The organism is Pseudomonas sp. MF6396, from assembly GCF_002018915.1.
Lineage (GTDB): Bacteria > Pseudomonadota > Gammaproteobacteria > Pseudomonadales > Pseudomonadaceae > Aquipseudomonas > Aquipseudomonas palmensis.
Map to the genome: position 1 here is coordinate 249,200 of NZ_MVOK01000004.1, position 22,100 is coordinate 271,299.

The 22,100-nt window shown below is 64.9% G+C and carries 20 protein-coding genes and 1 pseudogene; 13 read left to right on the top strand and 8 right to left on the bottom strand.

Annotated features, from left to right (window positions below; genetic code table 11):
• Window positions 1–12: 12 nt before the first annotated feature.
• From MF6396_RS05945 to azu, 3 genes are all read left to right on the top strand, one after another.
• The gene (locus MF6396_RS05945) at window positions 13–2,484 is read left to right on the top strand and encodes a circularly permuted type 2 ATP-grasp protein (RefSeq protein ID WP_078479881.1); all 2,472 of its coding nucleotides are present in this window, start codon (window positions 13–15) and stop codon (window positions 2,482–2,484) included.
• Window positions 2,484–3,386, top strand: a complete 903-nt coding sequence (locus MF6396_RS05950) for a transglutaminase family protein (RefSeq protein WP_058541585.1) — start codon at window positions 2,484–2,486, stop codon at window positions 3,384–3,386. The genes MF6396_RS05945 and MF6396_RS05950 overlap by 1 nt, the downstream gene beginning before the upstream one ends.
• A 295-nt stretch (window positions 3,387–3,681) precedes the next feature.
• Window positions 3,682–4,128: an azurin gene (gene azu, locus MF6396_RS05955; protein WP_043863517.1), complete on the top strand. Its 447-nt coding sequence runs from the start codon at window positions 3,682–3,684 to the stop codon at window positions 4,126–4,128.
• A gap of 101 nt (window positions 4,129–4,229) precedes the next feature.
• On the opposite strand, the gene nadE is transcribed toward azu, so the two are convergent.
• Window positions 4,230–5,057 carry an ammonia-dependent NAD(+) synthetase gene (gene nadE, locus MF6396_RS05960; protein ID WP_043863516.1) on the bottom strand — a complete coding sequence of 276 codons (828 nt, stop codon included), beginning with the start codon at window positions 5,055–5,057 and terminating at the stop codon, window positions 4,230–4,232.
• A 3-nt stretch (window positions 5,058–5,060) separates the two neighbouring features.
• Entirely contained in the window at window positions 5,061–6,263 is a 1,203-nt protein-coding gene (gene pncB / locus MF6396_RS05965) for a nicotinate phosphoribosyltransferase (protein WP_043863515.1), read from the bottom strand.
• A 458-nt stretch (window positions 6,264–6,721) separates the two neighbouring features.
• Between pncB and MF6396_RS05970 the strand changes: the two genes are divergently transcribed.
• The 6 genes from MF6396_RS05970 to MF6396_RS05995 all read left to right on the top strand — a co-directional run bounded on the left by MF6396_RS05970 (window position 6,722) and on the right by MF6396_RS05995 (window position 13,375).
• Window positions 6,722–7,858 (top strand): branched-chain amino acid ABC transporter substrate-binding protein, encoded by a 1,137-nt coding sequence (locus MF6396_RS05970; RefSeq protein ID WP_043863514.1) that lies wholly within the window; start codon window positions 6,722–6,724, stop codon window positions 7,856–7,858.
• A gap of 162 nt (window positions 7,859–8,020) precedes the next feature.
• Window positions 8,021–8,935 (top strand): ABC transporter permease subunit, encoded by a 915-nt coding sequence (locus MF6396_RS05975; RefSeq protein ID WP_043863513.1) that lies wholly within the window; start codon window positions 8,021–8,023, stop codon window positions 8,933–8,935.
• A 2-nt stretch (window positions 8,936–8,937) separates the two neighbouring features.
• Complete coding sequence (livM, locus tag MF6396_RS05980; RefSeq protein ID WP_043863512.1) at window positions 8,938–10,221, top strand: high-affinity branched-chain amino acid ABC transporter permease LivM; 1,284 nt, start codon at window positions 8,938–8,940, stop codon at window positions 10,219–10,221.
• Window positions 10,218–11,093: an ATP-binding cassette domain-containing protein gene (locus MF6396_RS05985; RefSeq protein WP_054916169.1), complete on the top strand. Its 876-nt coding sequence runs from the start codon at window positions 10,218–10,220 to the stop codon at window positions 11,091–11,093. The genes livM and MF6396_RS05985 overlap by 4 nt, the downstream gene beginning before the upstream one ends.
• Window positions 11,090–11,806, top strand: a complete 717-nt coding sequence (locus MF6396_RS05990) for an ABC transporter ATP-binding protein (protein ID WP_043863511.1) — start codon at window positions 11,090–11,092, stop codon at window positions 11,804–11,806. The genes MF6396_RS05985 and MF6396_RS05990 overlap by 4 nt, the downstream gene beginning before the upstream one ends.
• 804 nt (window positions 11,807–12,610) lie before the next feature.
• Window positions 12,611–13,375, top strand: coding sequence for an SDR family oxidoreductase (locus tag MF6396_RS05995; protein WP_043863510.1), 765 nt, complete (start codon window positions 12,611–12,613; stop codon window positions 13,373–13,375).
• Between the two features lie 66 nt (window positions 13,376–13,441).
• On the opposite strand, the gene MF6396_RS06000 is transcribed toward MF6396_RS05995, so the two are convergent.
• The 3 genes and pseudogenes from MF6396_RS06000 to MF6396_RS06010 form a co-directional block, all read right to left on the bottom strand.
• Window positions 13,442–14,551 carry an AGE family epimerase/isomerase gene (locus tag MF6396_RS06000; RefSeq protein ID WP_054916168.1) on the bottom strand — a complete coding sequence of 370 codons (1,110 nt, stop codon included), beginning with the start codon at window positions 14,549–14,551 and terminating at the stop codon, window positions 13,442–13,444.
• A 90-nt stretch (window positions 14,552–14,641) separates the two neighbouring features.
• Window positions 14,642–15,274, bottom strand: a complete 633-nt coding sequence (locus MF6396_RS06005; RefSeq protein WP_043863508.1) for a TetR family transcriptional regulator — start codon at window positions 15,272–15,274, stop codon at window positions 14,642–14,644.
• Between the two features lie 112 nt (window positions 15,275–15,386).
• Window positions 15,387–15,662 (bottom strand): annotated as a pseudogene (locus tag MF6396_RS06010) (phage infection protein); the annotation flags it as partial.
• A gap of 177 nt (window positions 15,663–15,839) precedes the next feature.
• On the opposite strand from MF6396_RS06010, the gene MF6396_RS06015 reads away from it, so the two are divergent.
• Window positions 15,840–17,912 carry an AsmA family protein gene (locus tag MF6396_RS06015; RefSeq protein ID WP_043863507.1) on the top strand — a complete coding sequence of 691 codons (2,073 nt, stop codon included), beginning with the start codon at window positions 15,840–15,842 and terminating at the stop codon, window positions 17,910–17,912.
• Between the two features lie 64 nt (window positions 17,913–17,976).
• On the opposite strand, the gene MF6396_RS06020 is transcribed toward MF6396_RS06015, so the two are convergent.
• Window positions 17,977–18,507: a ferritin-like domain-containing protein gene (locus MF6396_RS06020; protein ID WP_043863506.1), complete on the bottom strand. Its 531-nt coding sequence runs from the start codon at window positions 18,505–18,507 to the stop codon at window positions 17,977–17,979.
• 85 nt (window positions 18,508–18,592) lie between these two features.
• Window positions 18,593–18,937, bottom strand: coding sequence for an osmotically-inducible lipoprotein OsmE (osmE, locus tag MF6396_RS06025; protein WP_043863505.1), 345 nt, complete (start codon window positions 18,935–18,937; stop codon window positions 18,593–18,595).
• A gap of 134 nt (window positions 18,938–19,071) precedes the next feature.
• Here osmE and MF6396_RS06030 point away from each other — a divergent pair, with 134 nt between their 5' ends.
• Window positions 19,072–19,962: an esterase/lipase family protein gene (locus MF6396_RS06030; protein WP_078479882.1), complete on the top strand. Its 891-nt coding sequence runs from the start codon at window positions 19,072–19,074 to the stop codon at window positions 19,960–19,962.
• On the opposite strand, the gene MF6396_RS06035 is transcribed toward MF6396_RS06030, so the two are convergent.
• A complete protein-coding gene (locus tag MF6396_RS06035) occupies window positions 19,922–20,833 on the bottom strand; it encodes a DMT family transporter (RefSeq protein ID WP_043863503.1) in 912 nt (303 codons plus the stop codon). The genes MF6396_RS06030 and MF6396_RS06035 overlap by 41 nt on opposite strands.
• 113 nt (window positions 20,834–20,946) lie before the next feature.
• Between MF6396_RS06035 and MF6396_RS06040 the strand changes: the two genes are divergently transcribed.
• Window positions 20,947–21,732, top strand: a complete 786-nt coding sequence (locus MF6396_RS06040) for an AraC family transcriptional regulator (RefSeq protein WP_043863502.1) — start codon at window positions 20,947–20,949, stop codon at window positions 21,730–21,732.
• Between the two features lie 75 nt (window positions 21,733–21,807).
• On the top strand, window positions 21,808–22,092 hold the full coding sequence (locus tag MF6396_RS06045) for a PsiF family protein (RefSeq protein ID WP_043863501.1): 285 nt from the start codon (window positions 21,808–21,810) through the stop codon (window positions 22,090–22,092).
• Window positions 22,093–22,100 lie beyond the last annotated feature (8 nt).

Genomic DNA, 22,100 nt, shown 5'->3' on the forward strand with positions numbered 1-22,100 from the left:
CCGAGCACGCCCATGGCTGACCCGCTGGCCTCACCAAGCCCTGCCTCCTACCACGAGATGTTCGCGGCGGATGGCAGCGTGCGCCCGCATTGGCAGCGCCTGCACCAGCACCTGCAACGCAGCGGCCCCACCCAGCTGGCCCAGCGCCAGGCCCAACTGGCGCGCCATCTGCAGGAAAACGGCGTCACCTACAACATCTACGCCGACCCCGACGGCACCGATCGCCCGTGGGAGCTGGACCTGCTGCCGCAGCTGATCCCCGCGCAGGAGTGGCAGGCGCTGGCGGCGGGCATCGCCCAGCGCGCGCACCTTCTCAACGCGGTACTGGCCGACATCTATGGCCCGCAGCGCCTGATCGGCGAAGGCCTGCTGCCGTCCGAGCTGGTGTTCGGCCACAACAATTTTCTCTGGCCGTGCCAGGGCATCACGCCGCCCGGCTCGACCTTCCTGCATGTGTACGCTGCCGACCTTGCCCGCGGCCCCGATGGGCGCTGGTGGGTCACCGCCGACCGCACCCAGGCGCCCTCCGGGGCCGGCTTCGCGCTGGAGAACCGCACGCTGGTCACGCGCACCCTGCCGGACCTGTACCGCGACCTGCACGTGCAGCACCTGGCCGGCTTCTTTCGCAACCTGCAACAGAGCCTGCTGCGCCTGGCACCCAGCGGTCAGGAACCGCCACTGGTGGTGCTGCTGACCCCGGGGCGCTTCAACGAAAGCTATTTCGAGCACCTGTTCCTCGCCCGCCCGCTGGGTTACCCGCTGGTCGAAGGCAGCGACCTGACCGTGCGCGATGCCACGGTTTACCTCAAGACCCTGGGCGGGCTGCGCCGGGTGCACGCGATCATGCGCCGCCTGGACGACGATTTCTGCGACCCGCTGGAACTGCGTACCGACTCGGCCCTCGGCGTGCCCGGCCTGCTCGACGCGGTACGCCAGGGCCGCGTGCTGGTGGCCAATGCGCTGGGCAGCGGGGTGCTCGAATCTCCCGGCCTGCTCGGCTTTCTGCCGGCCATCAACCAGCACCTGTTCGGCGAGGCCCTGAGCCTGCCGTCGATCGCCACCTGGTGGTGCGGCGAGCCGCCTGCGCTGGAGCAGGCCCTGGCCAGGCTGCCGGAGCTGCTGATCAAGCCGGCGTTCCCCTCGCAGAGTTTCGCTGCGCTGTTCGGGCGCGACCTGGACGAGGCGGCGCGCGATGCCTTGGCCGGGCGCATCCGTGCACGCCCGTATGCCTACGTGGCACAGGAACTGGCGCAGTTGTCCCAGGCGCCGGTATGGCAGGGCACGCTGCAGGCGCGGCCGAGCGGCATGCGGGTGTATGCGGTGGCCACCGCCGATGGCTACCGGGTGCTGCCCGGCGGCTTGACCCGGGTGGCCGCCCTGGCCGATGCCGAGGTGGTGTCGATGCAGCGCGGCGGGGCCAGCAAGGACACCTGGGTACTCGGCGAGGCGGCCCCGGTCGGCGAACAGTGGCAGGCCAGCCGCACCCTTGGCGTGGCCGATCTGATCCGCCAGGACCCGTACCTGCCGTCGCGGGTCGTGGAAAACCTGTTCTGGTTCGGCCGCTATTGCGAGCGCTGCGACACCAGCGCGCGCCTGCTGCGCATCCTGCTCAGCCGCTACCTGGATGGCGAACATCCGTCCACCTGGCAGGCGGCGGTGGCCCTGGCCGAAGAGCTTGAGCTGCTGCCCCCCGAGGGCACCCTGGCCGAGCGCCTGCGCGCCGCCTTGCTCGATGCCGACTGGGCGTTCAGCCTGCGCGCCAACCTGCAGCGCCTGCAGTGGACCGCCGCCCAGGTGCGCGGCAAGCTCTCGCGGGAGAACTGGCAGGCGCTGGTGGAGTTGCAGCACGAAGCCCAGGCGCTGGGCGGGCAGACGGCAGACTTCGGCGAGCTGCTGGATTTTCTCAACCGCCTGGTGATGTCGCTGGCGGCGCTGTCCGGCTTTGCCCTGGACGACATGACCCGCGATGAAGGCTGGCGCTTTCTGATGATCGGGCGGCGCATCGAGCGCCTGCAGGGCTTGAGCCTGAGCCTGGCCAGTTTTCTGCGCGGCCCCGGCGCCTTCGACCAGGCGGGCCTGGAATGGCTGCTTGAACTGGGCAACAGCAGCATCACCTACCGCTCGCGCTACCTGGCGGTGGCGCAGTTGATCCCGGTGCTGGACCTGCTCCTGCTCGACCAGCAGAACCCCCATGCGGTGCTGTTCCAGCTCAAGCTGCTGGTGCGTGCCCTGGAGCGATCCAGCGATGAGTTCGGCAGCCCGCCAGACCCGACCCTGGCCCTGCTGGCCGAGCGCCTGTACCACTTCGACCTGGGCAGCCTGGAGCACGCGCTGTTCGGCAAGGCCAGCGTACGCGCGGTGCTCGATGGCCTGGCCGAGTTGCTGGGCGAGATCGCCAAGGCCAGCCTGCAGGCCTCCGAGCGACTGGCGCTGCGCCACTTCGTGCATGTCGATGACATCAGCCAGCAGACGGTGTCGGCCTGATGAGCGCGCGCTACCAGGTACTGCACGACACCCATTACCGCTATGACAGCCCGGTGTCCCTGGCCCAGCAACTGGTGCATCTGTGGCCACGGGCCTGTGCCTGGCAGCAGTGCGAAGACCGGCAATTGCAGGTCGACCCGCTGCCGACCCGGCGGCGCGACGAGCTCGACGGCTTCGGCAACCCGCTGACCCGGCTGGCGCTGGAGCGCCAGCATGATCAACTGCGCGTGGTGACGCGGGTGCAGGTGAACGTGCTGTCGCGCGCCGCGCCGGTGCTGGCTGCCTCGCCGCCGTGGGAACAGGTGTGCCAGGCGCTGGCGTATTCGGGGCAGGCGCTGACTGCGGCCACGCTGGAGGCGTGCCGCTTTCGTTTCGAATCGCCGTATGTGCGGCTGAAGCAGCGTTTCGTCGTGTTTGCCGAGCCGTGTTTCGCCCCGGGCCAGCCGTTGCTGCTGTGCGTGCAGGCCCTGATGCAGCAGATTTTCAGCCAGTTCACCTTCGATGCCGGTGCCACCCAGGTGGCCACCCCGCTGGTTGAGGTGCTGCAGCGTCGCCGCGGCGTGTGCCAGGACTTCGCCCACCTGATGCTCGCGTGCCTGCGCTCGCGCGGGCTGGCGGCGCGCTATGTCAGCGGCTACCTGCTGACGCGCCCGCCGCCCGGGCAGGCCCGGCTGATCGGGGCCGATGCCTCGCATGCGTGGGTGTCGGTGTATTGCCCGGTCAACGGCTGGGTGGATTTCGACCCCACCAACAACCTGCTGCCGGCGCTGGAGCACATCACCCTGGCCTGGGGCCGGGATTTTTCCGATGTGTCACCGCTGCGTGGGGTGATTCTGGGCGGGGGCAGCCATGACCCGCAGGTGCAGGTGACGGTGTTGCCGCTGGATGAAGGCCCGGCGTGACGGCTCATCACTCCGGCCGCGCGAATTCGACGTTGCTGCCAGTGGCACCGCAGGCATAGGCAGCCAGCAGGCTGCGCATCAGACTACCAAGGGACATGTCCTGTACTCCTAATTGAGAGGTTGTCTCATCGTCCCTGAATGGCGCATGATGGTCCCGCGGATTTTGTGTATACAATCCATAGCGAAAATTTACTACCAGCGCGCCTAACCTGCCCCTTGACTCATATCAGGCCGGTGGGGGACGCTCTGGGGCAGTATAGAAACGGATAAAAAACCCCTGCCAAGGAGATTCACGATGTTTGCCAAAGCTGTTGCGGTATCCCTGCTGACCCTCGCCAGTGCCCAGGTCTTCGCTGCCGATTGCAAGGTCACGGTCGATTCCACCGACCAGATGTCCTTCAACACCAAGGCCATTGAGATCGACAAGAGCTGCAAGACTTTCACCGTCGAATTGACCCACTCGGGCAACCTGCCGAAGAACGTCATGGGCCACAACCTGGTGATCAGCAAAGAAGCTGACATGCAGCCAATCGCCACCGACGGCCTGAGCGCCGGTATCGACAAGGATTACCTGAAGGAAGGTGATGACCGCGTGATCGCCCACACCAAGGTGATCGGTGCTGGTGAGAAGGACTCGGTGACCTTCGATGTTTCCAAGCTCAAGGCTGACGAGAAGTACGGCTTCTTCTGCTCGTTCCCTGGCCACATCTCGATGATGAAAGGCACTGTTACCCTGAAGTAACGCGGCGTTGCCAATCGCGGGTCAAGCCCGCTCCCACAGGTACAACACTGGTCTTGAAGGCAGTGATGTACCTGTGGGAGCGGGCTTGACCCGCGATGCTTTTACGGGGCGAACGGCATCTCGCGCTTGTGATGCGTCTTCTCGTACGTGCGCCTGATGATCTCGAACGCTTCCTCGCTCACTGCCTCGCCGTGCAGAAACGCATCGATCTGCGCATAGGTCACCCCATGCGATGCCTCGTCCGGCTTGCCCGGCGCCAGGTCTTCCAGGTCGGCGGTCGGCACCTTCTCCACCAGTGATTCCGGCGCGCCAAAGCTGCGTGCAATGTCGCGCACCTGATGTTTCACCAGCCCGCTCAACGGCGCCAGGTCGCAGGCCCCGTCACCGAACTTGGTAAAGAACCCCATCACCGCCTCGGCCGCGTGATCCGTGCCGATCACCAGCCCGCCACGTGCCCCGGCAATGGTGTACTGCGCCACCATGCGCATGCGCGCCTTGGTGTTGCCCACCACGAAATCCACCAGCGCCGGCTTGCCGTCCCTGAGCGCCTCGACCTCGGCCGCCAGCGCCTGCACCGCCGGCGCGATGTTCACCGTATGGCATTCGTCAGGCTGGATGAAATCGATGCACGCCTGGGCGTCATGCTCGTCATGCTGCACCTGATACGGCAGGCGTACGGCGATGAAGCGGTAATGCACATCGCCCGTCTGTTCGCGCAGCTCGTTGATCGCGCGCTGGGCGAGCAGGGCGCCGGTCAGCGAGTCGACACCACCGCTGATGCCCAGCACCAGGGTCTTGAGCCCGGCGTTCTTCAGGCATTGCTGGATGAAGGCCACGCGCCGGGCCTTCTCGGCCTCGAGCGCGGCCGCGTCGGCGAACGGCGGCTGAACCTTGAGCTGCTGCGCAATCTCTCGCTGGACGGCTTGCATGGGTTACTCCTTGGGCACTTTGAATACGTGGCGCAGGTAGGCGACGAAGTTGGCGTCGCGGCATTGGGTCTTGGCCGCTTCATCGGAAATCTTCGCCACCGGCTGGCCGTTGCAGTCGGTCATTTTAAGTACGATGCTCATCGGCGCCACCCCGGGAATGTCACAGGTGAGGTTGGTGCCGATGCCGAAGCTGACATTGATGCGCCCGCGCAAGGCGCGGAATATCTCCAGGGTCTTGGTCAGGTTCAGCCCGTCCGAGAACACCAGCGTCTTGGTCATCGGGTCGATCCCCAGCTTGCGGTAATGCGCGATGGCCTTCTCTGCCCATTGCACCGGATCGCCGGAGTCATGGCGCAGGCCGTCGAAGAGCTTGGCGAAGTACAGGTCGAAGTCGCCGAGGAATGCATCCATGGTGATGCAGTCGGTCAGTGCTATTCCCAACAGCCCGCGGTACTCGCGCACCCAGCAGTCCAGGGCGGCGATCTGGCTGTCGATCAGCCGCGGGCCGAGCTGCTGGTGGGCCATGATCCACTCGTGGGCCATGGTGCCCAGCGGTTTGATATCCAGTTTGCGTGCCAGGTGCACGTTGCTGGTGCCCACGAAGCGCGCCGGGAACTCCGCCGTCAGCACCTTCACCACCTGTTCCTGGACCTTGTAGGAGAAGCGTCGGCGGGTGCCGAAGTCGGCCACCTGCAGTTCGGCCAGCTCCTCGCTGCTGGCATTGGCGCGCAGCCAGTCGAACTTGCGGTACAGCTGGTCGCGTGCATCCACCAGCTTGATCTGTGGATAACGGTGCTGGTTGCGCACCTCGCTGATGATCGCCAGCAGCGGCACCTCGAACAGGATCACGTGCAGCCACGGACCGTGCAGGCGCAATACCAGTTCGTCGTGCTCGATGGCCAGGTGCAGGTAGCGCAGGTTGAAGCGAAACAGCCCCAGAAAGCGCAGGAAGTCCGGCTTCATGAAGCTGATCTGCTCCAGGAAGCCCAACTGCTCGGCACTGATGCTCAGCTCGCTGAGGCGCTCGATCTGTGCGCGGATCTGCGCCAGATAGGGGCGCAGGTCTTCGCCGTTGCGGCAGCGGAACTCCCACTCCACATCCACGTTGGGGTAGTTGTGCAGCACCGCCTGCATCATCGTCAGCTTGTAGAAATCGGTATCGAGCAGGCTCTGCACGATGCGGTTGGCGAAGGCACTTTCGCTCATAAAGGACTCCAGGTCGGGCGTGCGCCCATCCGGGGCCGCCAATGCAGCCCATTGTGCCAGTCTTTTTGCCGCTGAGGCCGGCGCCGACGGGGTTATTCGGTAGCAGGCTATGGGTAGCGGCGGTTTTCGCATTGGCCAGCTAGCCTCTTATGGTGCCCGCTGTAGCAGATGCGCACCAAGGATGTGCAGTTCGGTTACGTATCTTGTTACAGGCTGGTTGCACGTAAACACAGGTCAGGGTTGCAATGATGGCACTCAAGGGTTGCGCTTCAAGCGGTTCGTGGGTGGCGCCAGGTGCAGGGCAGGAGGTTGCACGGCCCGTGGAAAAGGCGCGGAAGCGGCGCCTGCCGAACCTGATCGCGAGTTTTTACAGAATAAAAATCCAATGGCACGGCCCTTGCTCATCGCAATTGCTGAACGTTGTAGTGCCAACCAAAAAAACTCAGGAGCACCACCTCATGTCGCAGACGTTTTACAAGAAAGGCTTTCTGGCCCTCGCCGTTGCCACGGCGATGGGCGTGTCTTCGTATGTACAGGCCGACGTCAAGATCGGTGTAGCGGGCCCGATGACCGGTGCCAACGCGGCGTTTGGCGAGCAATACATGAAAGGTGCGCAGGCGGCCACCGACAAGATCAATGCCGCGGGCGGCATCAACGGCGAGAAGATCGTGCTGGTCAAGGGCGACGATGCCTGCGAGCCCAAGCAGGCGGTGGCCGTGGCCAACCGCCTGGTCGACCAGGACAAGGTCATCGGCGTGGTCGGGCACTTCTGCTCGTCCAACACCATCCCGGCGTCGGAGGTGTACGACGAGGCCGGGGTCATCGCCATCACCCCCGGCTCGACCAACCCTCAGGTCACCGAACGTGGCCTGAGCGCCATGTTCCGTATGTGCGGGCGCGACGATCAGCAGGGCATCGTGGCCGGCGACTACATCGTCGATGTGCTCAAGGGCAAGAAGGTTGCCGTGCTGCACGACAAGGACACCTATGGCCAGGGCCTGGCCGACGCCACCAAGGCGCAGTTGACCAAGCGCGGCGTCACCCCGGTGCTGTACGAGGGCCTGACCCGTGGTGAGAAGGACTTCAGCGCCGTGGTCACCAAGATCCGCTCCACCGGTGCCGACGTGGTCTACTTCGGCGGCCTGCACCCCGAAGCCGGCCCGCTGGTACGCCAGTTGCGCGAGCAGGGGCTCAAGGACGTCAAGTTCATGTCCGACGACGGCATCGTCACCGACGAACTGGTGTCGACCGCCGGCGGCAAGCAGTACGTCGATGGCGTGTACATGACCTTTGGCGCCGACCCGCGCCTGCTGCCCGACAGCAAGGCGGTGGTGGACGAGTTCCGCAAGGCCGGTACCGAGCCCGAAGGCTACACCCTGTACGCCTACGCCTCGATCCAGGCCCTGGCCGCCGCGTTCAACGGTTCCAAGTCGAACAAGGGTGAAGACGCTGCCAAGTGGCTCAAGGCCAACCCGGTGCAGACCGTGATGGGCGAGAAGAAGTGGGACGCCAAGGGTGACCTGACCGTGTCCGACTACGTGGTCTACCAGTGGGACAAGGACGGCAAGTATCACCAACTGGAAAAACAAAAATAACAACGGCCGGCACCCCGGGCACTCGCTGCCCGGGGCGCGCCCCGGTTTTTGCCGTACCTGTCTTTTCTCGTAGATCTGCACAACCCGGCGCCGCTTGTACCGCCTCAACGGCAGTGCAACGTGGTCGGCGCTTGTGCAATCTCAAATACGTGAGATTGCGTTATGGATGGTATTTTCCTGCAGCAACTGATCAATGGTCTGACCCTGGGGTCGGTCTATGGTCTGATCGCCATCGGCTACACAATGGTCTATGGCATCATCGGCATGATCAACTTCGCGCACGGCGAGGTGTACATGATTTCCGCCTACCTGGCGGCTATCAGCCTGGCATTGCTGGCGTATTTCGGTATCGAGTCCTTTCCCCTGCTGATGCTCGGGACGCTGATCTTCACGGTGGTGGTCACCGGCGTGTATGGCTGGACCATCGAACGCATCGCCTACAAACCCCTGCGCAACTCCACCCGGCTGGCACCGCTGATCAGTGCCATCGGCATTTCGCTGATCCTGCAGAACTACGCGCAGATCAGCCAGGGCGCCCGCCAACAGGGCGTACCGACCCTGCTCGAAGGCGCCTGGCGCCTTGAAGTGGGCACCGGCTTCGTGCAACTGACCTACACCAAGATCTTCATCCTGGTGGCAGCCTTCGTCGGCATGGCCGCGCTCACCTACATCATCAAGTTCACCAAGCTGGGGCGCATGTGCCGGGCCACCCAGCAGGACCGCAAGATGGCCTCGATCCTGGGCATCAACACCGACCGGGTGATCTCCTACGTGTTCGTCATCGGCGCGGTGATGGCCGCGCTGGCCGGCGTGCTGATCACCATGAACTACGGCACCTTCGACTTCTATGCCGGCTTCATCATCGGCATCAAGGCCTTCACCGCGGCGGTGCTGGGCGGTATCGGCTCGCTGCCGGGCGCGATGCTCGGGGGCATCATCCTGGGGATTTCCGAGTCGCTGTTCTCCGGGCTGATCAACTCCGACTACAAGGACGTGTTCAGCTTCTCGCTGCTGGTACTGATCCTGATCTTCCGTCCCCAAGGCCTGCTGGGTCGCCCACTCGTGGCCAAGGTGTAAGTATGTCTGCTGCCAAAAACGCTTCCATCGATATCAAGCGCAGCCTGGTCGATATGGTTCTCGCCGGGCTGATTTCCCTGATCGTGTTCGGCCCCATCGTCGGCGTGGTGCTCGACGGCTACAGCTTCAACATGCAGCCCGCGCGTGTCGCCTGGCTGGTGGCGGGGGTGATGCTGGGACGCTTCGTGCTCAGCCTGTTCCTGCAGACCAGCAAGGGCCAGGCCATCCTGCAGGGCTTCGAGAGCAGTGGCTCGGGTGTGCATGTGCTGGCGCCGGACTACAAGTCGCGCCTGCGCTGGATCATCCCGGCACTGATCGTGATTGCCATCGTGTTCCCGTTCTTCGCCAACAAGTACCTGCTTACCGTGGTCATCCTGGGGCTGATCTACGTGCTGCTGGGCCTGGGGCTGAACATCGTGGTGGGCCTGGCCGGGCTGCTCGACCTGGGCTACGTGGCGTTCTACGCCATCGGTGCCTATGGCCTGGCGCTGGGCTACCAGTACCTGGGGCTGGGCTTCTGGACGGTGCTGCCGCTGGCGGCGATCGCCGCGGCACTGGCCGGCTGCATACTGGGCTTTCCGGTGCTGAGGATGCACGGGGACTACCTGGCCATCGTGACCCTGGGCTTTGGCGAGATCATCCGCCTGGTGCTCAACAACTGGCTGTCGTTCACCGGCGGGCCCAACGGCATGCCGGTGCCGTCGCCGACCTTCATGGGCCTGGAATTCGGGCGCCGGGCCAAGGACGGCGGGGTGCCGTTCCACGAGTTCTTCGGCATCGACTACAACCCCAACGTGAAATTCCTGTTCATCTACATCGTGCTGTTCCTGGTGGTGCTGGCGGTGCTGTACATCAAGCACCGGCTCACCCGCATGCCGGTGGGGCGCGCCTGGGAAGCACTGCGCGAGGACGAGATCGCCTGCCGCTCGATGGGCCTGAACCATGTGCTGGTCAAGCTCTCGGCGTTCACCCTGGGTGCGTCCACCGCAGGCCTGGCCGGGGTGTTCTTCGCCAGCTACCAGGGCTTCGTCAACCCGTCCTCGTTCACCTTCTTCGAGTCGGCGCTGATCCTGGCCATCGTGGTGCTCGGCGGCATGGGCTCGACGGTCGGGGTGGTGATCGCCGCCTTCGTGCTCACCGTGGCGCCGGAGCTGCTGCGCAGCTTCTCCGAGTACCGCGTGCTGCTGTTTGGCGTGCTGATGGTGTTGATGATGATCTGGCGACCGCGTGGGCTGATCCGCATCAGCCGCACCGGTGTGGTCCCGCGTAAAGGAGTGGCGCCATGAGCGACGAAGTGATTCTTTCGGTCGACAACCTGATGATGCAGTTCGGCGGCATCAAGGCGCTCAGCGACGTGAGCCTGAAGGTCCGGCGCAACGCCATCTTCGCGCTTATCGGCCCCAACGGCGCGGGCAAGACCACCGTGTTCAACTGCCTTACCGGGTTCTACAAGGCCAGCGGCGGCAAGATCGAGCTGAACCTGCGCGGCACCCGCACCAATGTCATCCAGCTGCTGGGCGAACGCTTCCAGGCGGCCGACTTCGTGTCGCCCAGAAGCTTTGCCAGCCGCCTGTACTACAAGATGTTCGGCGGCACCCACCTGGTCAACCGGGCGGGGCTGGCGCGTACTTTCCAGAACATTCGCCTGTTCAAGGAAATGTCGGTGGTGGAGAACCTGCTGGTGGCCCAGCACATGTGGGTCAACCGCAACCTGCTGGCCGGGGTGCTCAACACCAAGGCCTACCGTCAGGCCGAGAGCGACGCCCTGGACCATGCCTTCTACTGGCTGGAGGTGGTCGACCTGGTGGACTGCGCCAACCGCCTGGCCGGCGAACTCTCGTATGGCCAGCAGCGCCGCCTGGAAATTGCCCGGGCCATGTGCACGCGCCCGCAGATCATCTGCCTGGACGAACCCGCCGCCGGCCTCAACCCGCAGGAAACCGAAGCGCTCAGCCGCATGATCCGCGTGCTGCGCGACGAGCATGACCTGACGGTGGTACTGATCGAACATGACATGGGCATGGTAATGAGCATTTCCGACCATATCGTGGTGCTGGACCACGGCAACGTGATCGCCGAGGGCGCGCCGCAGGAGATCCGCAACAACCCGACGGTGATCGCGGCCTACCTGGGCGCCGATGAAGAGGAGCTGGCATGAGCGTACCGATCCTCGAACTGAAGGACCTGGACGTGTTCTACGGCCCGATCCAGGCGCTGAAAAAGGTCTCGATGCACATCGACGAAGGCGAGACGGTAAGCCTGATCGGCTCCAACGGCGCGGGCAAGTCCACGCTGCTGATGTCGATCTTCGGCCAGCCGCGCGCGGCGTCGGGGCAGATCCTCTACCGGGGCACCGATATCACCCACAAGTCGTCCCACTACATCGCCTCCAACGGCATCGCGCAGTCGCCGGAGGGGCGCCGGGTGTTCCCGGACATGTCGGTGGAAGAGAACCTGATGATGGGCACCATCCCGATTGGCGACAAGTTCGCCGGCGAGGACATGCAGCGCATGTTCGAGCTGTTTCCGCGGCTCAAGGAACGGCGCAACCAGCGGGCGATGACCATGTCCGGTGGCGAGCAGCAGATGCTGGCGATTGCCCGGGCGCTGATGAGCCGGCCCAAGTTGCTGTTGCTGGATGAACCGTCGCTGGGGCTGGCGCCGATCGTGGTCAAGCAGATCTTCTCGACCTTGCGCGAGCTGGCCAAGACCGGCATGACCATCTTCCTGGTGGAACAGAACGCCAACCATGCGCTCAAGCTGTCGGACCGCGCCTACGTGATGGTCAACGGGCAGATCCGCATGACCGGCACCGGCCAGGAACTGCTGGTCAACGAGGAGGTGCGCAACGCGTATCTGGGTGGGCACTGACGGCGAACATTAAAGAAGACCCCGGCTTGCCGGGGTTTTTTCTGTGCGTATTACGGCCCAATCGCGGGTCGAGCCCGCTCCCACAGGGGTAGCGGTGAACCTTGTGGGAGCGGGCTTGACCCGCGATCGGGCCGCAGATCGGCCTTGCGGCAGATTGTGGAAAAGTTATTTGAAGGTGTGCAGGTAACGCGACACAACGTCGCTCCAGGCACTTGTTTTCAAAGGCATTGAAGTTGTCCCCGATTCGTGTGGAACCGACTGTGGGTAACTTGGTAGTACATGGCTGAAGACCATGTAATACAAGGCTTACAGAGGTATGGTTGTTTTTTGAGCAGCGGTTTTTCTGACGCTGCAGCGGGCATTTGTCAAGGCTTTTATGGCGAGGTCGATTGCCCCTCATTTCACCTGTGCAGCCTGTGGATAACTCTGTGGGCAAGCACTGGAAAGACTGGCGCAGGCAGCGAGATCAAAGGCCTCGGGCCATCACTGCAGTTATCCTTTTGCATCTCTGACTGTCGCGTTGTTCAAGGGGCGGCCGCCAGGTCAAGCGAAATACTTCCCACGCCAGGCCACAGCCCGCTCAAACCGTGGGCCGCAGCCTGTGCAGTTGCCCCCAGTCTGTGTGGAAGGGCCTGTGGATAACGTGCGTACAGCTCGCGCCGGGCCTTGCGGGGCAAGGCTTTCAGGGTTTTGATCGTTTTTTGTACAGTTGATTTTCGGCTTGCTGCGCAGCGCCGTGGCGGGGCATGCTGCACGCCCTGTCGATCAGTTGCCCGTGGGCACGTTTTCCCGAGGAGATTTTCCATGACTTCCACCGTATTCATCACGGGCGCCACCTCCGGTTTTGGCGAAGCCTGCGCACGTCGCTTCGCCGAAGCGGGCTGGTCGCTGGTGCTGACCGGTCGGCGCCAGGAGCGCCTGGAGGCGCTGTGTGCGGAGCTGTCCAAGCAGACCGAAGTGCATGGCCTGGTACTCGATGTGCGTGACCGCAAGGCCATGGAAGCGGCCATCGAAGGCTTGCCGCCGACCTTTGCCAAGCTGCGCGGGCTGATCAACAACGCCGGCCTGGCCCTGGGTGCCGACCCGGCGCCCAAGTGCGACCTGGACGACTGGGAGACCATGGTCGACACCAACATCAAGGGCCTGATGTACAGCACCCGCCTGCTGCTGCCGCGCCTGATCGCCCACGGGCGTGGCGCGACGATCCTCAACGTCGGGTCGGTGGCGGGCAACTATCCGTACCCGGGCAGCCATGTGTATGGCGGTACCAAGGCGTTCGTCGGGCAGTTCTCGCTGAGCCTGCGCTGCGACCTGCAGGGCACGGGCGTGCGGGTCAGCAACATCGAGCCGGGGCTGTGCGAGAGCGAGTTCTCGCTGGTGCGCTTCGGGGGTGACAAGGCGCGCTACGACGCCACCTATGCCGGTGCCGAGCCGATCCAGCCGCAGGACATTGCCGAGACCATCTTCTGGATTCTCAACCAGCCGGCGCACATCAACATCAACAGCCTCGAGCTGATGCCGGTGAGCCAGGCGTGGGCGGGGTTCTCGATCGATCGTTCGAAGGCCTGAGTGCACTTTCGCCGGCAAGGCCGGCTCCTGCAACTCATGTAGGAGCCAGCGTTGCTGGCGAAGGCGTCAGAGGGCGCGCTGCAACCCTTCCAGGCAGGTCGCCAGGTGGTACGGCGTGGTCGACGGCATATCGTGCCGGCTCACCGCGCCACTGGCGTCGCGGCATTCATGCCAGCCGCCGTCATGCAGAAAGTTCTGCTGCAATGCCTGCAGTTGCGCCAGCACCTTGCCCGCGCTGTCGGGCCGCAGCGCCAACGCACGCAGGTATTCGGCCTGGGCCCAGATGCGCTGGGTGGCGTCACGCACGCTGCCGTCGACATTGAGCATCGCCAGCACCGCACCGTTCTTTACCCCCTGTTGCTCGGCATAGCCGAATGCGCGGCTCAACGAGCCATGCAGCGCGCCGCCGCGCAGCAGCGGTGAGGATTCGAGCAGATAGAACCACTCGAACTGGTGCCCGGGTTCGAACCAGTTATCCACAGCCCCGCGCGGTTTCTCCAGCATCACCCCATGTGCCGGGTCGATGAAGTGCGCCTGCATGGCCTCGGTGAGGTTCACCAGCGCGTCCTGTACCACCGCGTCGTGACGCACCGACAGGGTGGCGAGGAAAGCTTCGGCCAGGTGCATCAGCGGGTTCTGCAACGGCCCGCTGCCCAGCGTCGACCAGTCTTCGGCCAGGCTCGCCTCGTACAGGCCGTGCTCGGTGGCAAAGCGCTCCAGCACCACTTCAAGGGCTGCATTCAAGGTCGACTCGGCCATTGCTTCGTTCACCTTGCCCCAGTAATGCGCGCAGGCGAACACGATGAAGGCGTGGGTGTAGAGGTCCTTGGTGCGGTCCAGCGGGTTGCCCTGGGCGTCGATGCTGTAGAACCAGCCACCGTGCTCGGCGTCGTGAAAGTGGCGTTGCAGGGTGCGCAGCAGGGCGGCGGCACGTTCCGCGGCGCCAGGCTGCTCGATGCGGCTGCTGAACAGGTACAGCTGGCGCGCGCAGGCCATGGCACGGTAGCGCTGTACCGGCAGGGGCCGGTGCTGCGGGTCGAGGGCTTCGAATGGCAGGGCCATGTCCGCGTTCCAGCCCGGGCCTTGCCACAGCGGCACGATGCGCTGGGCGAAGTGCTGCTGGACGCTGTCGAGCAGGGCAGGGAGTTCAGGCTGGGCGGTACGAAGGTCGGGCATGGAGAGGCGTCGTCGCGGTGGGCGTTTGTGGCGCATGGTAGCAGGAATTGCGGTTCGGCTTGAGCACCCCTTCGCTGGCAAGCCAAGGGCTCAGCGCAGATCGCCGAGCCCTTGCCAGTACTTGGCCCCGACAAAGATGAAGCGCAACTGCTGGGTGATCTTCGCCTGCGCGCTCAACTGCCCCGGTACCGGCTCGGCCGGCGAGTCGATCAGCTCGGGCAGGGTGGCGAACACGGTCTTGACCACCAGGTCGGCCATCACCCCCAGTGCCGCGTCGTCCAGATGCCGCCAGCGCGGCATGCGTTTGAGGTCCGCCGCCAGGTCCGAGCTGATCCCTTCGCGCAGCTTGGCGATGGCCTGGCGCACCGGCTGCGAGCCACCGTACTGCTCGCGGGCCAGGAACAGGAACTGCGCCCGGTTGGCCGCCACCACATCGAGAAAGATGCGCACCGAAGCATCGGTGATGCCGCCCAGTTCGAATTCGTTGTGGCGCACCAGGCGGATGGTCTGGCGGAAAGTTTCGTCCACCTCGTTGACCAGTGCCAGCCCCAGCTGGTCCAGGTCGCAGAAGTGGCGGTAGAAGCCGGTGGGCACGATGCCGGCGGTCTTGGCTACCTCGCGCAGGCTGATGCTGCCGAAGCCTCGGCCGCTCTCCATCAGGTGGCGGGCGGCATCCAGCAGGGCCTGTCGGGTCTGTAGCTTTTGTTCGGCGCGCGGCAGCATGGCGAGTATCGGTTCACAGTCATACAGCCCTGCACTCTAGGGCCTGGGCCGCAAAAAACAAAGCCCGGTCGATGGACCGGGCTGTGGGCGCGGGCACTGGCGCATGGGCTCAGCTCGCGCGGCTGTTGCGTTCGATCAGACGGTCCGAGCCGCCTTCGGCGATGCGAGTGCTGCGTTCGACAAGGCGGTCGGAACCACCTTCGGCAACGCGGTTGCTGCGCTCGATCAGGCGGTCAGAACCGCCTTCGGCCAGGGTCTTGAGGGGCTGTGCAATGACGCTGTCGCTGTCGCGGGCTTCGGCCGAGAGGTTCTGTTCGGTGGCGGGTACGGCGAAGGCGTTGGCAGCCAGCAGGCTGAGGGCAAAACTGAGCAGCAATGGGCGTTTCATGATCTGGCGCTCCTTGGGAGGGCTGGTAAGTGAGTACGGCGCCAATGCTACGCTTGGGGGTCAGATAAAGAAGTTCATAAAGATAATGGTAACAATCGACGGCATTGATAGTCGGAAGTGTTAAGTGCCCTCAACGGGCATGGCTGTTCGCCATGCTGTCATCAGGAGATTCGTGCAATGACGCGCCCTGCCAAAATTCTCACCTGGACCTTCGCCACTGTGCTGTTGTTGCTGGCGGTCCTGATCATCGTCATCGCCACCTTCGACTGGAACCGCATCAAGCCCACCCTCAACGAAAAGGTCTCCGAGGCCTTGCACCGACCTTTTGCGATCAATGGCGACCTGGCCGTGCGCTGGCAGCGCGATCGCGACGAGGGCGGCTGGCGCGCCTGGGTGCCATGGCCGCGCTTCATCGCCCAGGACCTGACCCTGGGCAACCCCGAGTGGCTCAAGGCGCCGCAGATGGTCGGCCTGCAGCGCGTGGAGTTTCGCCTCTCGCCGCTGCCGCTGCTGGCCCAGCGCATCGTGATCCCGCGTATCGACCTGACCCTGCCGGTGGCCAGCCTCAAGCGCCTGGCCGATGGCCGCGCCAACTGGACCTTCGATTTCGGGCCCAAGGACGAGAACGCCGAGCCGTCCAAATGGGTGCTGGATATCGGCGCCATCGGCTTCGACAAGGGCGAGGTGGCCTTCGACGACCAGACCCTCAAGACCGTGGTGAAGGTGCAGGTCGACCCGCTGGGCAAGCCCATCCCGTTCACTGACATCGTCGGCAAGGCCAGCGCCGACAAGGCGGCGAGCCAGGGTTCGGCGCCCCAGGACTACGCCTTCGGCTTCAAGGTCGACGGCCGCTACAAGGGCCAGCCGTTGAATGGCAGCGGCAAGATCGGCGGGCTGCTGGCACTGCAGGACGCCACGCAGCCGTTTCCGCTGCAGGCTGACGTGCGCATCGCCGACACGCGCGTCGCGGTGGCCGGCACCCTGACCGACCCGCGCAACCTTGGCGCGCTCGACCTGCGCCTGCGCCTGTCGGGCGCAAGCCTGGGCAATCTGTACCCACTGACCGGCGTGACCCTGCCCGACTCGCCGGCCTATTCCACCGACGGCCACCTGATCGCCAAGCTGCACGAGCCGGGCGGGGCGGTGTTCCGCTACGAGGGCTTCAACGGCAAGATCGGCGACAGCGATATCCATGGCGACCTGGCCTTCGTCGCCAGCCAGCCGCGGCCAAAGCTCACCGGCAAGCTGGTGTCCAACCAACTGCTGTTCAAGGATCTTGGCCCGCTGATCGGCGCCGACTCCAACGCCGAACAGAAGGCCCGTGGTGGCGCGAGCAAGCAGCCGGCCGGCAAGGTGCTGCCGGTGGAGGAGTTTCGCACCGAGCGCTGGCGCACCATGGACGCCGACGTGAGCTTCAGCGGCAAGCGCATCGTGCACAGCGAAGAACTGCCCTTCAAGGACCTGGCCGCGCACTTCGTGCTCGATGACGGCGTGCTGCGCCTGGAGCCGCTGAGTTTCGGCGTGGCCGGCGGCAAGCTGGATGCGCAGATCCGCCTGGATGGCCGCGCGGTGCCGATGCAGGGGCGTGCGCGCCTGAGTGCGCGCAACTTCAAGCTCAAGCAGCTGTTCCCCACCTTCGAACCGATGAAGACCAGCTTCGGTGCGCTCAATGGCGATGCCGACATCAGTGGCCGCGGCAACTCGGTGGCGGCCTTGCTGGGCACCTCCAATGGCGACCTGCGGCTGCTGATCAACGATGGCGCGATCAGCCGTGGCCTGATGGAGATCGCCGGGCTCAACGTGGGCAACTACGTGGTGGGCAAGCTGTTTGGCGACAACGAGGTGAAGATCAACTGCGCGGCGGCGGACTTCGGCATCAAGGACGGCCTGGCCAGTACGCGCCTGTTCGTGTTCGACACCGAGAACGCGATCATCTACATCGATGGCACGGCCAACTTCGCCACCGAGCAACTGGACCTGAAGATCAACCCCGAGTCCAAGGGCCTGCGCCTGTTCTCGCTGCGCTCGCCGTTGTACGTGCGCGGGCCGTTCGCCAAGCCGAGTGCGGGCGTGCAGGCGATTCCGCTGGCGTTGCGCGGGGCCGGGATGGTGGCGTTGGGGGTGGCGGTAGCGCCGGCGGCGGCGTTGCTGGCGCTGGTGGCGCCCAGCGGCGGGGACGAGAACCAGTGCACGCCGTTGCTGGAGCAGATGCGTTCGGGCAAGGCGCCCAAGACCGTCAAGGCTGGCTGAAAAAGCTTTGCCGGTAAGGCGGCTCCTGTAGGAGCCGGCCTTGCCGGCGAAGGGGGCGCTACGTTTACAGCCCTTTGAGCAGATCCGCCATATCGTCCGCGTGCTCTTCTTCCTGGGCCAGGATGTCTTCGAAGATGCGCCGGGTGGTCGGGTCGCTGTCACCGATGTACTGGATGATCTCGCGGTAGCTGTCGATGGCGATGCGCTCGGCGACCAGGTCTTCGAGCACCATTTCCTTGAGGGTCTTGCCTGCCACGTACTGCGCGTGGGAGTTCTTGCTCAGGTTGTCGGGGTTGAAGTCCGGTTCGCCGCCCAGCTGCACGATGCGCTCGGCCAGCTTGTCGGCGTGCTCCATCTCCTGGTTGGCGTGCTCCAGGAACTCTTCGGCGGCCACGTTGGCCTTGATCCCCTCGGCCATGAAGTAGTGGCGTTTGTAGCGCAGTACGCACACCCACTCGGTGGCCAGCGACTCGTTCAGCAGGCGCAGGATCTTTTCGCGGTCGGCGGTGTAGCCTTCGGTCACCGCACCGTCTTCCACGTGCTGGCGGGCGCGGTGGCGCAGGGTTTGTACATCGGTCAGTTCAACGTTGCTCATCATGTTCTCCAAGCTGAAAACGGGGTTTCACGCTCTGACGGCGCGTCGGGTGCACAGTGTGTGATTGATTGGCGCGCTAAAAGTTTTACGCGCCGGGAAGGGCCTGTTCGTCCTTCTGGCGTTGCTCGCACGTCTTGAAGCCCTTGGCATCCACATGCCCGGTGGCATCGAAACGCACGTAGTAAGCCTGTTGCTTGCCTTCATGGTTTAGCACGTAGTTGTTGCATGTGCCGCCGTGGGGCAGGTCGATGACGGAGGAAGGGCTGCCGCCGATGGCGATCACCTGCTGCATGGTCATGCCGTTGCCCACCTGCTTGACCAGCGGCTGTTCGCGGTAGGTCACGTAGTCCACAGGGTTTTCAGGGCGGTTGCTGCCGCAGCCTACCAGGGTGGCGCTTGCCAGCAGGGCTGCCAGGGCGTGCTTGTACATGGTCTCGCTCCCTTGTGAAGGCCGTCATGGCCTGATAAGGGTTGGAACCGCAGCGCACGCCGGGAGTTCGATTGCAGTTGCCATTGTTGTGCCTGTAGGGTGGTGCGCACTGCCACGGATCGGGAGGGGCCGCCATGTCGCAAGCGCTTGCAACGCGTTATCCACTGGTACTGGTGCCGGGCATGCTCGGCTTCGTGCGCCTGGTTCTGTACCCGTACTGGTTCGGCATTGTCGCGGCCCTGCGCCGGGGCGGGGCCACGGTGTTCCCGGTGCAGGTCTCGCCGATCCACGGCAACGAGGTGCGCGGTGAACAGCTGCTGCGCATCATCGACGACCTGCGCCGCCGCACCGGCGCCGACAAGGTTCACCTGCTGGGCCACAGCCAGGGTGCGCTGACCGCCCGTTATGCGGCGGCCAGGCGCCCGGAATGGGTGGCCTCGGTCACCTCCATCGCGGGCCCCAACCACGGCTCCGAACTGGCCGACTACCTGGACAAGCACTACCCCGGCGATTCCGTCCGCGGGCGCCTTCTCAAACTGGTGCTGCACGGGCTGGCACGGCTGATGGGCTGGCTGGAAACCGGCTGGCGCGGGGCAGGCCTGCCCATCGACGTGCACGCCTCGCACCAGTCGCTGACATTCGAGGGCGTGGCCCTGTTCAACCAGCGTTATCCACAGGGCCTGCCGCTGACCTGGGGTGGCCAGGGGCCAGCCGAGGTCGACGGGGTGCGCTACTACTCGTGGTCGGGCACCTTGCAGCCGGGCATCACCGACAGCGGGCGCAACCGCTTCGATGGCAGCAACCGCTTCTGCCGCCTGTTCGCGCGCACCTTCGTGCGTGAACCGGGCCAGTGCGACGGCATGGTCGGGCGGTTCAGCTCGCACCTGGGCCAGGTGATCGGCGACGACTACCCGCTGGATCACCTGGATATCGTCAACCAGTCACTCGGCGCGGTGGGCAAGGGCGCCGACCCGGTACGGCTGTTTACCGAGCACGCGGCGCGTCTGAAGGCGGCGGGGCTTTGAGGCGGCGCAGCGGGGTGGTCCAGCGTTCGGCCAGAATCACCCCGGCCAGGGTCAGCACGCCGCCCACCAGGTGATACGGCGCCAGGCGTTCGTCGAGCACCAGTGCCGCGATCACCGCGGTCAGCGCCGGCAGCAGGTTGAAGAACAGCGTGGTGCGGCTGGGCCCCAGGCGCACCACCGCCTGCATCCACACCAGTGGCGCCACGATCGAGGCCAGCACGCAGGCGTAGAGCACCAGGCCGATGTTGTCCACGCTCAGCCCGGCCTTGGGCGAGAACAGATACAGCGGCAACAGCACCACGATCGCCACCAGCACCTGCAGGTACAGCAGTTGCAGCGGCGGCAGGCGCAGCTGCCACTTTTTCAGCAGGGTGCTGTACACCGCATAGGCCAGGGTGGCGATCAGCATCATCGCGTCTCCCAGGTTCAGGCCGTGGGCCAGCAGCGCGGCCGGGTCGCCGCCGGACACCACCACCAGCACCCCGGCGAACGACACCAGTGCACCCAGCAGCGCGCCGGCGCTCAGGCGCTGGCCCAGGGTGGCGATGGCCAGGGCCAGCGACATCAGCGGCATCAGCGACAGGATGATGCCCATGTTGGTGGCGCTGGTGATGGCGGCGGCAAAGTACGCCAGGCTCTGGTACACCGCCATGCCCAGCACCCCGAGGATGACGATCTTGCCCAGGTGCGGGCGGATCGCCGCGCGGTTGCGCAGCACTGCCCGCAGCAGGAACGGGCTGAGCAGCAGGCCGGCGAGCACCCAGCGGTAGAAGCCGATCTCGGCAGGGAAGATGGCGCCGACGGCCAGCTTGTTGACCACGGTGTTGCCGGCCCAGATCAGAATGGCCAGCAGGGGGAACGCATAATTCATGCAACAGGGACTCTTTGAAGATGACGGCGGTCATTATCCGCCTGTCTGTCTGGATGTTTATACTGCGATCCAGACAACCCGCCCATTGATCCAGACAGCATTCGACCGACAGCATGGCACGCAAATACCTCGACATCCCGCAGCTGGACGCGCTACCGGCACCGGTGTACTTCCGCTATGACGAGTTCGGCGCCGATACCCACAGCGCCGCGCACCGTCACGCCTGGGGCCAGCTCAACTACACCGCCCACGGGGTGATGCAGCTGGAGATCGACGGTCGGCGCTTTTTCTCGCCGCCCAACTACGCGGTATGGGTGCCGCCGGACACCGAGCATGGTTGCTACAACCCCCAGGCCGTGGTGTACCGCTCGGTGTACATCACCCGCGAGCTGAGCCAGAGCCTGCCTGCGCAGCCGTGCAGCCTGGTGATCAGCGACATCCTCAAGGCCATCCTCGGCGATTTTGCCCGGCGTGACGTCAAGGTGCCGCGCACCGATGCCGACCAGCGCCTGGCCCAGGTGCTGGTGGACCAGTTGCACTGCGCGCCGGTGCACACCGGCTACCTGCCGTATGCCCAGGGCCCGGGCCTGCGCAGCGTGCTGCAGGCCCTGCAGCGCAACCCTGGGGACAACCGTCCGCTGGGCGACTGGGCGGCCAGCGTGCACGTGAGCGAGCGCACCCTGGCCCGCCAGTTCATCCGCGAGCTGGGTATCAGCTTTGGTGAATGGCGCCAGCGCCTGCGGTTTCTGCGGGCCATCGAGGCCCTGGAGGGCGAGCAGAGCATCCAGCAGATCGCCTTCGACCTGGGCTACGGCAGCCCATCGGCTTTTATCGCGATGTTCCAGCGCCAGGCCCAGTGCACCCCGGAGCAGTACCGACGCCAGGCGCGCCGCGGCTGACAGGGGTTTGTAAAAATTCTTGTCTACACTGGTGTCGAGGCTGCGCGGATGGCGTGGCGACCAGGAGAATGCCCCATGAAAATGTTGCGTGTGCCGTTGCTGCTGCTTGGCGTCCTGATGTGTTCGCAGGGGTTCGCCGCCACCGCGCAGCAGGAGAAGATGAAGACCTGCAATGCCGACGCCACCTCCCAGGCGCTCAAGGGTGACGCGCGCAAGGCGTTCATGAGCACCTGCCTGAAAAAGGCCGAGCCCGCGACCCAGCAGGAGAAGATGAAGACCTGCAATGCCGACGCCACCACCCAGGCGCTCAAGGGCGACGAGCGCAAGGCGTTCATGAGTACCTGCCTGAAGAAGAAATGAGCCCCCGC

What these genes read in the sequence shown, in the direction of transcription:
- MF6396_RS05945 (WP_078479881.1), top strand. Translation starts at nt 13, where the DNA reads ATGGCTGACCCGCTGGCCTCACCAAGCCCTGCCTCCTACCACGAGATG.
- MF6396_RS05950 (WP_058541585.1), top strand. Translation starts at nt 2,484, where the DNA reads ATGAGCGCGCGCTACCAGGTACTGCACGACACCCATTACCGCTATGAC.
- azu (WP_043863517.1), top strand. Translation starts at nt 3,682, where the DNA reads ATGTTTGCCAAAGCTGTTGCGGTATCCCTGCTGACCCTCGCCAGTGCC.
- nadE (WP_043863516.1), bottom strand. Translation starts at nt 5,057, where the DNA reads ATGCAAGCCGTCCAGCGAGAGATTGCGCAGCAGCTCAAGGTTCAGCCG.
- pncB (WP_043863515.1), bottom strand. Translation starts at nt 6,263, where the DNA reads ATGAGCGAAAGTGCCTTCGCCAACCGCATCGTGCAGAGCCTGCTCGAT.
- MF6396_RS05970 (WP_043863514.1), top strand. Translation starts at nt 6,722, where the DNA reads ATGTCGCAGACGTTTTACAAGAAAGGCTTTCTGGCCCTCGCCGTTGCC.
- MF6396_RS05975 (WP_043863513.1), top strand. Translation starts at nt 8,021, where the DNA reads ATGGATGGTATTTTCCTGCAGCAACTGATCAATGGTCTGACCCTGGGG.
- livM (WP_043863512.1), top strand. Translation starts at nt 8,938, where the DNA reads ATGTCTGCTGCCAAAAACGCTTCCATCGATATCAAGCGCAGCCTGGTC.
- MF6396_RS05985 (WP_054916169.1), top strand. Translation starts at nt 10,218, where the DNA reads ATGAGCGACGAAGTGATTCTTTCGGTCGACAACCTGATGATGCAGTTC.
- MF6396_RS05990 (WP_043863511.1), top strand. Translation starts at nt 11,090, where the DNA reads ATGAGCGTACCGATCCTCGAACTGAAGGACCTGGACGTGTTCTACGGC.
- MF6396_RS05995 (WP_043863510.1), top strand. Translation starts at nt 12,611, where the DNA reads ATGACTTCCACCGTATTCATCACGGGCGCCACCTCCGGTTTTGGCGAA.
- MF6396_RS06000 (WP_054916168.1), bottom strand. Translation starts at nt 14,551, where the DNA reads ATGCCCGACCTTCGTACCGCCCAGCCTGAACTCCCTGCCCTGCTCGAC.
- MF6396_RS06005 (WP_043863508.1), bottom strand. Translation starts at nt 15,274, where the DNA reads ATGCTGCCGCGCGCCGAACAAAAGCTACAGACCCGACAGGCCCTGCTG.
- MF6396_RS06015 (WP_043863507.1), top strand. Translation starts at nt 15,840, where the DNA reads ATGACGCGCCCTGCCAAAATTCTCACCTGGACCTTCGCCACTGTGCTG.
- MF6396_RS06020 (WP_043863506.1), bottom strand. Translation starts at nt 18,507, where the DNA reads ATGAGCAACGTTGAACTGACCGATGTACAAACCCTGCGCCACCGCGCC.
- osmE (WP_043863505.1), bottom strand. Translation starts at nt 18,937, where the DNA reads ATGTACAAGCACGCCCTGGCAGCCCTGCTGGCAAGCGCCACCCTGGTA.
- MF6396_RS06030 (WP_078479882.1), top strand. Translation starts at nt 19,072, where the DNA reads ATGTCGCAAGCGCTTGCAACGCGTTATCCACTGGTACTGGTGCCGGGC.
- MF6396_RS06035 (WP_043863503.1), bottom strand. Translation starts at nt 20,833, where the DNA reads ATGAATTATGCGTTCCCCCTGCTGGCCATTCTGATCTGGGCCGGCAAC.
- MF6396_RS06040 (WP_043863502.1), top strand. Translation starts at nt 20,947, where the DNA reads ATGGCACGCAAATACCTCGACATCCCGCAGCTGGACGCGCTACCGGCA.
- MF6396_RS06045 (WP_043863501.1), top strand. Translation starts at nt 21,808, where the DNA reads ATGAAAATGTTGCGTGTGCCGTTGCTGCTGCTTGGCGTCCTGATGTGT.